The sequence below is a fragment of the Cocleimonas sp. KMM 6892 genome (assembly GCF_035798195.1).
Taxonomy (GTDB): Bacteria; Pseudomonadota; Gammaproteobacteria; order Thiotrichales; family Thiotrichaceae; genus Cocleimonas; species Cocleimonas flava.
Genome location: NZ_JAPFBV010000004.1, coordinates 281,092 through 293,800, shown reverse-complemented (window position 1 = coordinate 293,800; position 12,709 = coordinate 281,092). Strand labels below are relative to the sequence as shown.

Below are 12,709 nucleotides of genomic sequence, written 5' to 3'. Positions count from 1 at the left end.
ATAGAAAAGTGTGGTTAGGGGTGATGAATAGAGTCGCTTCTGATCGTTGTTAGCCATTACTTTTTAAGTAAAAAACGTGAGTTAAATAGGCTAATAAACACATAGGTGAGATTTTTTGACTGGATTTATCAACAAGATGGGCTATATAAGTATATAAAATAAGGATAATAAAAAAGCAACGAAAGCGAGGTAGTTACTATGAGGGTGGCGGATATCGACGATGCTTCCAATCATGATGAATTAAATAGAAATGATGCAGTAGTCCAAAAATATGTTCCAGGGAAAAAACTAGCGTGGGTTTTGAAGGCTCTGGATAATGCAACAAATTGTGCGGCATCTGTTTATATGCCAGACAAGCATGAAATTAAAATAGGCGACAAGTCTTCTGATTCAGAATTTGAAATACATCTAAACAATAATAAAGCAGTCACCGCATTAGTTTCTTTGGATGAGCTGGCATTAGCAGAAGCTTATATAAAAGGCGACATCGAAATCCTGGGTAATTTTATGAAGGTCCTGGATTTACGCCATGCAATCTCTGATAACCACCCATTACTTGATTTCGTTCGTCGCATTAAACCTAAAGTGTTTGGACAGGTAAAAGACGATAGAAATGCTATTCAGGAACATTACGAATTTGACGATGACTTTTACATGGTCATACTTGATGAGACGCGCACCTATTCTCAAGGGGTTTACGAATCTGATGATGAAAGTCTAGAGACCGCGATGATTCGAAAACTCGATTATGTGATCGAATCCTGCAAACTAACAAAGGGGTCAAAAGTACTAGATGTAGGTGGTGGTTGGGGTGCATTCAATGAATATGCCGGGAAAAAAGGTATTGAGGTTACGTCATTAACCATAGCGGATCATTCGGAAGAATATCTAAGTCGATTGATCAAAGAAAATAATCTGCCTTGCCATGTGATCAAAAAGAATTTCCTTGAATTTGAACCAGAGGAAAAATTTGATGCCATTGTAGTACTCGGTGTTATTGAGCACATGCCGTATTACGATAAGGTTGTAAAAAAACTGGAGAACCTCCTCAAGCCCGGTGGATATGCTTATTTTGACGGCAGCGCGAGTACCAAAAAATTCGAGTTTAATGCTTTTTTAAACCGATATATCTACCCTGGCAATCACTGTACATTAAGTATTCATGATTTCTTAGCTGAAGTGCAAAAAAGTGATATGGAATTGTTAACGGTTCACACTGACCGGCATAGCTACTACTTAACGTGTAAAGCCTGGGCAGAAAAGATGGAAGCTAATCGGAATTTAATCATCGACCGATGGGGTCGAGAGCTATATGCGAAGTTTTTATTGTACCTTTGGGGCGTTGCGCATAATTTTTATCATAATCAGTTGCAAGCCTATCGGCTGGTTTTAACCTTAAATCCTCCAAGCTAAGATTATGTGAAATACTTACATTCTGAAGCGAACGGACATGGAATAATTATTAAATACAAGATGTGTTCGTTAACTAATACAACCTTTTATGATATTGGTTGTGAGCGAGAATTAATTTATGAAAATCAGCTGCAATGATTGCGGTGTATCTAATAACCCTCAACAGAAGTTCTGTAAAGGGTGCGGTGTACCATTGGCAAGACGTTGTACTTCGTGTGGTTTTAAAAATCAGTTAGATGCTAATTTTTGTGGTGGCTGTGGCGTAAAATTAGATCAATCTATCGAATCAGTAAAATCTCATCCCGAGGCGGAGCGACGCCAATTAACCGTGATGCAATGTGATTTGGTCGGGTCTTCTGAATTGGCTGAACAATTTGACCCAGAAGATTTACGTGATCTTTTGCGTTCTTATCAACAATGTATCGCTGAAGTAACGCTTCGTTATGGTGGTCATATAGCCAAATATATTGGTGATGGTTTACTGATCTATTTTGGTCATCCGCATGCGCATGAAGATGATGCCAAAAGGTCGATCCTTACAGGTTTAGGTGTTATTGAACGTATCGAGAAGCTCAATGAAACCTTAATCATTGAATACAATGTAAAACTCAAGGTTCGTATTGGTATTCATACCGGACTCGTAGTTATTGGGCAAATGGGTAGCGACGATAATCGTGAAGAAAATGCTATCGTCGGTGAGACCCCTAATATTGCCGCCCGCATTGAGCATATTGCTGAGCCAAACACAATTGCGATTAGTGAGGATACTAATGATTTGGTCAAAGGGTTGTTTATTACGCAAAACCTTGGTCAGCAATCGCTCAAAGGTGTATCTCAAAATCTAACGATTTTTAAGGTCATCGCTGAAAGTGATTTCCTTAATGAGTTTGACGTGCGTCGCAAAAAGCGTTTATTGCCTATCATTGGCCGTAATCGCGAGCTGGATATCATTGCAGAGTGCTGGGAGCAGGCCAAATCTGGCAGAGGTCAGATCGTACATTTAACTGGTGAAGCAGGGGTCGGTAAATCCAGAATTGTTTCTGAGTTTATGCGCAGGGTTGATAAAGATCCGCAACATTTACGGTTGTACCAATGCTCTTCTGTTCACACTAATACCGCTTTTCACCCGATCGTAACTTATCTCAAGTATCTGCTTAACCTAAAAAATGAGGATACCGATGAGGTCAAATATAAGCGCTTAGAAGCCTTTTTTGATGAGTTTGCATTACCCTTAGGTAAATATGCGCCCTTATTTGCACCTTTGTTAGGGGTTAAGGTTGTTGGTGAGGAACCTGTGACGCTAAACCCTGATAAAACCAAGCAAATCATCTTCCAGGCCTGGGTTGGGCTTATGCAAAAAATGGCAGATGAGCATCCATTGTTGTTGATTTTCGAAGATACGCATTGGATTGATCCATCTACTCAGGAAATGCTGGACGTCCTCGGTACCAAATTAGCATCAAAACGCATTTTATTTTTTATCACTTCTCGACCAGGTTACAAGGTCAAAGTTGATGAAGACGTGGTATTAAAGGAACTGGTTTTAAATAGGCTTGATCAGGAAAGTAGTTATTCCATGATTTCACAATTGGCTGGTGACCTTTCCTTACCTGATGAGTTAATTAGGGAATTAGTGGTTAAAACGGATGGCATTCCTTTGTTTATTGAGGAGCTGACAAAAACCGTCATTGATTCTGGCTTGTTAACTCAAAAAAATAAGCGCTATGAGTTAGCCATTCCTTTGTCGTCAGTAGAAATCCCCACTACCCTTAAAGATTCTCTGATGGCTCGTTTAGATCAGTTATCCAGTGTGAAAAAGATAACTCAATTGGCGGCAACTATTGGTCGGCAATTTTCGTTTGAGTTATTAAGATGTTTGCCAGTTGGAGATGTCGATAAGCTTGATGAAGCGTTAGAAAAGCTTATCAGTTTGAATATTATTGAACAAAAAAGCACAGGTGATGGCAGGCAATATGAATTTAGGCATGCGCTACTACAAGAAACTGCTTATAAGTCCTTGCTAAAAAGTACCCGCCGTAGATACCACGGCTTGATTGCCGATGCCATTGTTGAGCATTTTCCTAATGTCTTGACGTCTGAGCCAGAGGTGTTGGCTACGCATTATATTGAAGCTAACAAAGTATCTTTGGCGGTAGATTATTTATTGCTGGCGGGGAACCAGGCTACATTGACGTCTTCGCATCATGAAGCGATCTCACATTTGAGTAAAGGTGTGGAATTATTGAGCAGCCTTCCTCAAATCAAAAAAGTCATGTCTCAGGAGTTTCAGTTACAAGTAAGGCTTATTGGGCCTTTGATTGCAGCGCAGAGCTACGTTTCACCTCTGGTTGAGAAGGCCTTTACACGAGCCTTAAAGCTTTCTAAGAAATTAGAATCTTCACCTGAAATATTTCCGGTATTGCATGGTCGATATGCGTTTTATCAAGTGTGCGGCTTGATACACAAAGCAGAAAGTTTAGTGGATGAGTTTGTGTTGCTGGCCAAAAGTCATACACATTCTAATCAATATTTAGAAATGGTAGGAAACCGCATGCGTGGTTCGTCATTATTGCTGCTAGGCGAATCTAAAAAAGCTGAGACCTATTTTAAAAATTCATTAAAGGCCTATTCCTATGAGCATCATAAAGGCTTAGATGTCTTATATGGGCAAGATATCAAAGTCACTTCATTGGTTTACCTGATACTAAATCAATGGCATCAGGGCAAGTTTACAGAAATGCTCAGCTGCAGTGATGAGGCGAGAGAATTAGCAGAAAATATTGGAAGTGCGAATACCATAGGCATTTCAAACTTTGTGGGAAAAGTGTTACCGCTTGCGCTTTTAGATGAAACGGAAGCCGTTATAGAAGCCTGCAATAAAACCATTGAAGATGCTATGCGTCTGGAAACACCATTGTGGAAAATTGGTGGTTTAATGTTCAAAGGCTGGGCAATGGTACGTCTGGGAAGAAATGTAGATGAATCAAAACAGGGAATGGATATTCTGGAGCAGGGCTTGTCTGCCTATAATTCCATGAATCTCGGTTTATTCCGTCCATATATCATGATTATTTATGCACAAGCCTGTATGCGAATGGGGTATATCCAAAAGGGGCTGGATACTCTGGAGCAATCATTAAAAACATCTGAGATTGGTGGAGAGCACTGGGTGGATGCAGAAACGCATCGAACCATTGGGGAATTACTCTTGAATGCAGAAAAGCCAAAGCCTCAGAAAGCAAAAAAATCTTTTGAGAAAGCGCTTAATATTTCATTGAATCAAGGCTCTTTGTCACAAGAATTAAGAGCAGCTATGAGTTTGCTTCGGCTCGCCGATCAAGCGGTTGAAATAGAGTTCGCTAAAAAACAGTTACAACTGGTGTATGATAAATTTGAGAATAAAGAGCACACCAAGGATTTATTGCAGGCAGAGCAGCTTTTAAATTGCACGGCATCCACGTCGCCACTTTATACGCTTTAGCATCATTTTATTCAGAAGGAAAAACGCTGCCTTGTGAAAGCAATTGTTGAAATAAAGCTCTGAAGTTATTGTTATCTAGTAGTGTTTTTAACGAATCGCTAGTGTAGTAAAAATTTTCACATAATTCTTGAACGTCTGTTTTCAAGTTCAAGGGTAATTCCAAATGGTTTCCAGAGGCGAATAAATGGATGGCATGGGAATCTTCGGTGTAAGCAATACGTAATCCGCTTTGTCGCTCATAATCCTGATTGTCTGCTATCTCTTCTTCGGTGTCTTCCAGTTGTTCTTGCTCACCTCTATTTTCTGTTAAGTATTTGCCGATAAAAATAGGTAAGTTCTGTTTTTGTCTGTCGACAGCTGAAACAATCTGATCCGTTAATGCCTGAAGGTCTTTAGCATTAATTTCACCTGGGTTCTCTTGAGGGCTTCTGCCGTCATCTTTGAAGCGTCGATTCATCTCGGCGTCATCAAAAGACTCTATCCAGCTTTGAGACATTTCTAGAATGCTAGGAGCACGAAATCCTACAGAAAAAGTAAAGCATTCACCTTCAGCTACCCCATGATGTGGCATATTTGGAGGTAAATAGAGCATATCTCCTTTTTCCAGTAACCATTCTTCATCTGCTGCAAATTCTTCTAAAATTGCTAGAGAGGTATCAGGAATAAGATTTTTTGGGTAATCAGTGGCCGTATTTATCTTCCAGCGTCGTTTTCCTTCTCCTTGTATAAGAAACACATCGTATTCGTCAACATGCGGTCCTACGGAGCCTTGGTCGGCGGCGTAGCTCACCATTAAATCATCTATTCTCCAATCGGGTATAAAACGAAAGGGTTCAATCAGATTGCCCAATTCAGGAACATATCTTTCCAGATCGTTTACCAGAAATGTCCAGTGAGAATCAGGGGTATTTATGAAATCCTCGTCAGTGAATGGCGAGTGTTTGGAGGTCCATGCCTTAAAATCAGGTGCAAGACCTTTTTCTACAATAATACGCGATGGGGCTTCTGTGTCGCAGGCAAGCCCAGCAAGTTCTGCCGCGTCAAAAGGCATTTCAAAATCTGCAAATGCACCCCGAATGACTAGTGGTTTTTGCTGCCAGTAGTCGCGTAGGAATTCTTCTTTGGAAATGTGTCCCAGGATGCTCATAGTCATTTGTATAGAGTTGTATTAGTTAAAAAAACTGGCTCAAAGTAGAGGGGGGGGCTTTGGATATTTCATAAACACTTAATTGTGTTTTCCCATTGGTATCAATGTTTTTTCGAAAACTACGATACAACTGGTGAATTTACCATTGCCAGCGCTTGGCAAGTTTAGAAAACCCACCCCCCTACTTATGGGCGTTTTTTAACTAATTAATTAAATCGCCTTTGTTTGTTCAATTGCATTACCAATATAAGTCGCTGGCGACAATGCTAATAATTGCTGTTTGGCTTCTTCAGGAATTTCTAACTTTTGAATAAACTCTGCCATTTTCTCGGCGTTTATTCGTTGCCCGCGAGTGAGCTCTTTTAGTTTTTCGTAAGGCTTTTCGATGCCGTAACGACGCATCACTGTTTGAATTGGCTCTGCCAATACTTCCCAGTTTGCATCAAGGTCGGCGGCAATGGCTTCTTCGTTGACTTCTAATTTAGAAATGCCTTTCAGCGTTGATTGGATAGCAATACTGGTGTGGCCGAATCCTACGCCTAAAGTTCTCAATACGGTTGAGTCGGTAAGGTCACGCTGCCAACGAGAAATAGGAAGCTTTTGCGATAAATGCGTCATCATCGCGTTTGCCATTCCCATATTGCCTTCGGCGTTTTCAAAATCAATCGGGTTAACTTTGTGCGGCATGGTTGATGATCCGACTTCGCCCGCAATCACTTTTTGCTTGAAGTAACCAATCGAGATGTACGACCAAATATCACGACAGAAGTCGATAATGATGGTGTTGTAACGTGCGGTCGCGTCGAATAGCTCCGCGATATAGTCGTGAGGTTCAATCTGAATCGTATAGGGGTTAAACGTAATACCTAATGATTCGATAAAGTTTTGCGAGAATTTTGGCCAGTCCATATCAGGGTAGGCACTGTAATGTGCATTGTAGTTGCCTACTGCTCCGTTGATTTTGCCGAGTATTTCAATGTCGGAAATTTGCTTGCGTTGGCGTTGTAAACGATACGCTACGTTTGCCATTTCTTTGCCTAATGTTGAAGGCGATGCGGTTTGTCCGTGGGTGCGGCAAAGCATGGGAATTTCTGCATTATCAAGTGCTAAGGTTCTAATCGCAGAATTTAGTTGATCAATTTCGTTTAGCATTACAGCTCGTCCGCCTTTTAGCATTAAGGCGTGCGATAGGTTGTTGATGTCTTCAGAAGTACAAGCAAAGTGAATGAATTCAGTCACTGCATTTAATTCTGCATTATCTGCGATTTGATCTTTCAGGTAATATTCAACCGCTTTCACATCGTGATTAGTTGTGCGCTCAATATCTTTGATTTTCTGTGCTTCAGCTTCATTGAAATTGGTTAGAATTGCTTCTAAATGTTGGTTGGCTGTATCTGAAAACGCAGGGACTTCTGCAATTTCCGGATGATTTGCAAGTGCCTGTAGCCAGCGAACTTCTACTAAAACGCGATGTTTGATTAAGCCATATTCGCTAAAAAATTCACGAAGTGCGCTAGTTTTTGACGCATAACGACCGTCAACCGGGGAAAGTGCAGTTAAAGCAGATAGATTCATGTCTGTATGTTCTGTGATAAGGGGTGGGAATAAATTTAAGACGGAGTATAACCGATGATTTTACGCATACAAGAGTATCTTTGTCCTACTCTTTGCTACACTACCTTGTAGAAGTGAGTAAAATACACGGAGAAAGAGAAATATCAATCTGTATTTATGGTATTTTTTAATCTTTTGTATTTATGTGTTTTAGATCAAAAAACCCTACCAATTTAGGATTATTTCTTGACCTTCGTAGCCAGTTAAGCGACGATACGGCGGTTTTTTAACGAGGAATTTATTGTTTTTTCTCTCGTTATTTCAGATTTTTATAATTTATGTGGAGAACATGAATCATGTCAGATTCTGATTCGAATACAGTCGATAAAAAGCGTAGGCGCATGCTTATCGCTGCCACTGCAGCAGTAGGTGCAGTAGGTACAGCCGGTTTTGCAGCACCGCTTCTTATCTCCTGGATGCCGAGTGCAAGAGCCAAAGCAGCGGGTGCTCCTGTCGAAGTTAATATCAGTAAAATTGAGCCTGGACAGTTAGTTAGAGTTATCTGGCGTGGTAAACCTGTCTGGTTTATTCGTCGTTCAGAAGAAACGCTGAAAAACCTACCATCTAATGACCCTCTTCTTGCTGATCCTGAATCAAGTGTGGAAGCTCAGCAGCCTGCCTACGCAAAGAATGCAGATAGATCGATTAAACCAGAAATGTTGGTTCTAATTGGTATTTGTACTCATCTGGGTTGTTCGCCAACTTACAGACCTGAGCTTGCACCAGCAGACTTGGGCGCTAATTGGAAAGGTGGTTTTTACTGTCCTTGTCATGGTTCACGTTTTGATTTGGCGGGGCGTGTATTTAAAAATGTTCCTGCGCCGACAAATCTTGTTGTGCCGCCTTACTATTACAAAAGCGACGATGTAGTTCTCGTTGGTGAAGACGGAGGTGCAGCTTAATGGCTAACAATACAGAATATAAAGGATTACTAGGCTGGGTTGATGAGCGTTTCCCATTGATGGAAACGTGGAAAGCTCATATGTCCGAGTACTATGCGCCTAAAAACTTTAACGCCTGGTACTACTTTGGTGTTTTAGCGATGTTGGTTTTGGTGATTCAGATTGTTTCTGGCATCTTCCTTACCATGCATTACAAGCCAGATGCTGAATTAGCATTTGCCTCTGTTGAATATATTATGAGAGATGTGCCTGGCGGTTGGTTTATCCGTTATATGCACTCTACGGGTGCTTCGGCATTCTTCATTGTGGTTTACTTTCACATGTTCCGTGGCCTTATGTACGGTTCTTACAAGGGTAAACGAGAGTTAATTTGGCTCATAGGCATGGTGATTTATCTTGCTCTGATGGCTGAAGCGTTTATGGGATATATGCTTCCTTGGGGGCAGATGTCATTCTGGGGTGCTCAGGTAATCATCAACCTCTTCAATACCATACCGCTGGTGGGTGAGTCTTTATCACTCTGGATTCGTGGTGATTTCGTTATCTCTGATCCTACGTTGAATCGATTATTCGCATTCCATGTTGCTGCCGTTCCATTAATTTTGGTGGCTTTGGTATTTGTACATATCGTTGCGCTTCATACTGTAGGGTCTAATAACCCGGATGGTGTGGAAATCAAGAAACTGAAGAATGAAAAAGGCATACCGTTAGATGGTGTTCCATTCCACCCTTACTACACAGTGCATGATATTCCTGCGATCGTTGTGTTTTTGATGGTGTTCTTCTCGATTATATTCTTTGCGCCTGAGATGGGTGGTTACTTTTTGGAGCATGCAAACTTTGAGCCTGCGAATCCATTGAAGACACCTGAACATATAGCGCCAGTTTGGTACTTCACACCATTCTATACAGTGCTACGTGCGGTTACCTTGTCTCCGTTTATGGGTACATTGGCGATGTTTGGTGCGATTATTATGTTGTTCTTATTGCCTTGGCTGGATCGCAACCCGATTAAATCATGGCGTTACCGTAATACTGCACACATGCTTAACCTAGCTATCTTTGCTGCAGTATTTATCATCCTGGGTTATTTGGGTGTTAAGGCAGTAACTCCAGAGTTTAAAGAGATGGGTGTGCGAATGACTGAAATTTATTTCATGTTCTTTGCCGTTATCTATGTTCATAGTAATTCTACGAAACCAGGTCGTTATTTGGTGTGGTTCGTAATCCTGGCGGCAGCGGTTTTCATTATTGATTTTATCCGTTACAACCCGGGAGATGCAGCGAGTGCTGCTCAGATTATGTGGCAATGGGTATGGCCGATAGGTTACTTAGCGTTAACTTTATTGCTTCCATACTTTATGAAAAGCTGTAATGCAGAGAAAGAAGTTCCAGAGAGGGTAACATCATGAGTAATAGTATTCGCAAATGGATATTTGTCTTATTAGTGCCGGCCTTGGTTGTTTTCATCCTAGGTAGTGTTAGTGGGGGCGCAGGTCATGGTGCAGCACTACAAAGTGCAAATATCGACCTTCATGATAAGCAAAGCTTACAAAATGGTGCTAAGTACTATGTAAACTATTGTATGGGTTGTCACTCTCTTAAATTCAGTCGCTACAATCGTATGGCTGAAGATATGGGGCTTAATGAAGAGCATGGTTTAACTGGAGATGATGTTTCTACTCTATTGAAAGAAAACATGATCTTTACTTACGATGAAGATGGCAAGCAGGACAAAGTAGGCTCTCTAATGAAGAACGCTTACTCTCCAAAAGCTGCTGCTGAAGCATTTGGTACCAGCGTACCGGATCTGTCTTTAGTTGGTCGCTCTCGCGGTACAGACTGGATCTATTCTTACTTGAAAGGATTTTATCTGGATTCCTCTCGTCCTATGGGTGTCAACAATACTGTCTTTAAAGACGTCGGTATGCCTCATGTTTTATGGGAGCTACAAGGCTGGCAAGAAATGGAGCACGCTGAAGGTGATGGAGAACATCACGGTGAGCCAACGCTAACATTGTCTAAGCCAGGAAAGATGTCTCCAGGTGAGTACGATCAAGTAGTACGTGATCTCACCAATTTCTTAACATACGTTAGTGAGCCTGCGCAATTATCAAGAAAAATGTATGGTGTGTTTACACTATTATTCTTGTTGTTATTGTTCGGTGTTTCATGGATGTTAGAGAAAGAATACTGGAAAGATATTCACTAATGTAAGTTAAAGATCATTGTTGAAAATACCGATACCAAAGGTACTTAATTGACAAGGATTTTTATAAATATTTAGTGTAAAATACTGGGCTGCTCGAAATGAGCAGCCTTTTTTATTTGATTTACTTCGACCTTGAAGTTTATTTAATAGCACCCATATAGCTGTAGGTATATACCATCAGCACGCAGGAGATTTAGATGTCATCAGTTGCAAATCGTCGTTCAGTAATGACCCTTTTTACTTTGCCGGATTGTCCGCACTGTCACAGCGTTAGAATCGTTTTGGCAGAAAAAGATATTCAGGCAGACATTATTGAAATGGACCCTAATAATAAACCTGAAGACTTGGCTGACCTTAACCCTTATAACTCTGCGCCTACATTGGTTGATAGAGAATTAGTTCTATATGACTCACACGTTATTATGGAATACCTTGATGAGCGTTTTCCTCATCCGCCATTAATGCCTGTTGATCCGGTTTCAAGAGCGCATACACGCCTTACATTATTCCGTATCAAGAAAGACTGGTTGTCTTTGGTTGGTGATTTAGAGAGTGGCGAATCTGAACGCATGGATACAGCTCGTGTCATCTTAAGAGAAAGCATGCTAGCTGCAGCAGAAGTTTTTGAAGTTAAAGATTACTTCTTGAGTAATGACTTTTCTTTGATTGATTGTACTATTGCTCCAATCCTTTGGCGTTTACCTAAGTACGGTATTGATCTTAATGGCCCAGAAGTTAAGCCAATCCATGATTATATGGATAGAGTATTCTCACGTGACTTATTCCAGGGATCATTAACGTTAGCAGAGCAGTCGATCCGACCTTAATTGCTCGTTTAAAAGCCAGCTAGATATACCCCTGATTTACGATATTGAAGAAGGCGCTTTAAATAATGGAATTGACATCCAATAAACCATATTTGCTAAGAGCGATATATGAGTGGGTAGTAGATAATGATGCTACCCCTCATGTAGTACTGTTTGCAGATAACCCTCTCGTGCAGGTTCCCCAGCAATTTGTTGAGAATGGTAAAATTGTTCTTAATATTAGCCCCTCTGCGGCGAAAGACCTGTTGATAGATAATGATGGTCTGAGTTTTAGTGCGCGTTTTAGCGGCAAGCCACATTCTATCTATGCGCCTATTGGTGCTGTGTTAGCACTATACGCAAGTGAAACGAGTGAAGGTTTATCGTTTGATCCTGAAGAGTTTGATGATAGTACTCCGCCCGATGATGAGCCACCCAAAGGACACCTATCTGATGCGAGCTTGGATAAGGGATCAGCGTCAGCCGATACTAAGAAGACCAAAAAGTCTTCTAAACGCCCAAGTTTAAAAGTCGTTAAGTAGTCACTGTTACAAAGGTCTAGAAATGAAACTTTCAATGATAGTTGCGATGGCTCACAACAGAGTCATAGGTCTGGATAACAAAATGCCGTGGCATCTTCCCGCTGACTTGCAATGGTTTAAAAAGACAACCTTAGGCAGTCCAATCATTATGGGTAGAAAAACCTATGATTCGATTGGAAGACCACTTCCCGGAAGATTAAATATCATTCTTAGCCGAAATACGGAGCTGGAGATAGAAGGGTGTACCGTTGTAAATACCTTATCTGATGCTTTAGATGCGGCTAAAGGTGCTGACGAAGTCTTTATTACAGGTGGTGCACATCTTTACGAAAAGTTTCTACAGGACGCAGATTGTCTTTACTTAACGATGATAGATGCAGATTTAGAGGGTGATACCTTTTTTCCCGACTATACTCAATATGCATGGAAAGAAATCGATCGAATCGATAACCCTGCAGATGAGAAAAACCCTTACCCTTACTCATTCGTTACTCTAATACGAACTGAAGACTAAAAAATAACGATTAGTAGTGGAAGCTCTTAGTTAGCGAATATGTACTTTTGTATATATGGCGCTTAGCTAGTAACGGGG

The 12,709-nt window shown here is 40.9% G+C and carries 10 protein-coding genes; 8 read left to right on the top strand and 2 right to left on the bottom strand.

Features of this window, described 5'->3' with window-relative positions; all coding sequences use genetic code 11:
* Positions 1-198 precede the first annotated feature (198 nt).
* Both OO007_RS12995 and OO007_RS12990 read left to right on the top strand, forming a co-directional pair.
* Entirely contained in the window at positions 199-1,413 is a 1,215-nt protein-coding gene (locus OO007_RS12995; protein ID WP_325809126.1) for a class I SAM-dependent methyltransferase, read from the top strand.
* 118 nt (positions 1,414-1,531) lie between these two features.
* Positions 1,532-4,894, top strand: a complete 3,363-nt coding sequence (locus OO007_RS12990; RefSeq protein WP_325809125.1) for an adenylate/guanylate cyclase domain-containing protein — start codon at positions 1,532-1,534, stop codon at positions 4,892-4,894.
* Between the two features lie 7 nt (positions 4,895-4,901).
* On the opposite strand, the gene OO007_RS12985 is transcribed toward OO007_RS12990, so the two are convergent.
* Together OO007_RS12985 and purB are read right to left on the bottom strand one after the other, a co-directional pair.
* Positions 4,902-6,041, bottom strand: coding sequence for a cupin domain-containing protein (locus OO007_RS12985; RefSeq protein ID WP_325809124.1), 1,140 nt, complete (start codon positions 6,039-6,041; stop codon positions 4,902-4,904).
* 210 nt (positions 6,042-6,251) lie between these two features.
* Complete coding sequence (gene purB, locus OO007_RS12980) at positions 6,252-7,616, bottom strand: adenylosuccinate lyase (RefSeq protein ID WP_325809123.1); 1,365 nt, start codon at positions 7,614-7,616, stop codon at positions 6,252-6,254.
* Positions 7,617-7,951: 335 nt separating this feature from the next.
* Here purB and petA point away from each other — a divergent pair, with 335 nt between their 5' ends.
* The 6 genes from petA to folA all read left to right on the top strand — a co-directional run bounded on the left by petA (position 7,952) and on the right by folA (position 12,631).
* On the top strand, positions 7,952-8,557 hold the full coding sequence (gene petA / locus OO007_RS12975) for a ubiquinol-cytochrome c reductase iron-sulfur subunit (protein ID WP_131907124.1): 606 nt from the start codon (positions 7,952-7,954) through the stop codon (positions 8,555-8,557).
* Positions 8,557-9,969: a cytochrome b gene (locus OO007_RS12970; protein WP_131907123.1), complete on the top strand. Its 1,413-nt coding sequence runs from the start codon at positions 8,557-8,559 to the stop codon at positions 9,967-9,969. The genes petA and OO007_RS12970 overlap by 1 nt, the downstream gene beginning before the upstream one ends.
* A complete protein-coding gene (locus OO007_RS12965; protein WP_131907122.1) occupies positions 9,966-10,769 on the top strand; it encodes a cytochrome c1 in 804 nt (267 codons plus the stop codon). The genes OO007_RS12970 and OO007_RS12965 overlap by 4 nt, the downstream gene beginning before the upstream one ends.
* 197 nt (positions 10,770-10,966) lie before the next feature.
* A complete protein-coding gene (locus tag OO007_RS12960; RefSeq protein ID WP_131907121.1) occupies positions 10,967-11,596 on the top strand; it encodes a glutathione S-transferase N-terminal domain-containing protein in 630 nt (209 codons plus the stop codon).
* Positions 11,597-11,661: 65 nt separating this feature from the next.
* Entirely contained in the window at positions 11,662-12,117 is a 456-nt protein-coding gene (locus OO007_RS12955) for a ClpXP protease specificity-enhancing factor (RefSeq protein ID WP_207907138.1), read from the top strand.
* Positions 12,118-12,139: 22 nt separating this feature from the next.
* Positions 12,140-12,631, top strand: coding sequence for a type 3 dihydrofolate reductase (gene folA / locus OO007_RS12950; protein ID WP_325809122.1), 492 nt, complete (start codon positions 12,140-12,142; stop codon positions 12,629-12,631).
* Positions 12,632-12,709: the final 78 nt, after the last annotated feature.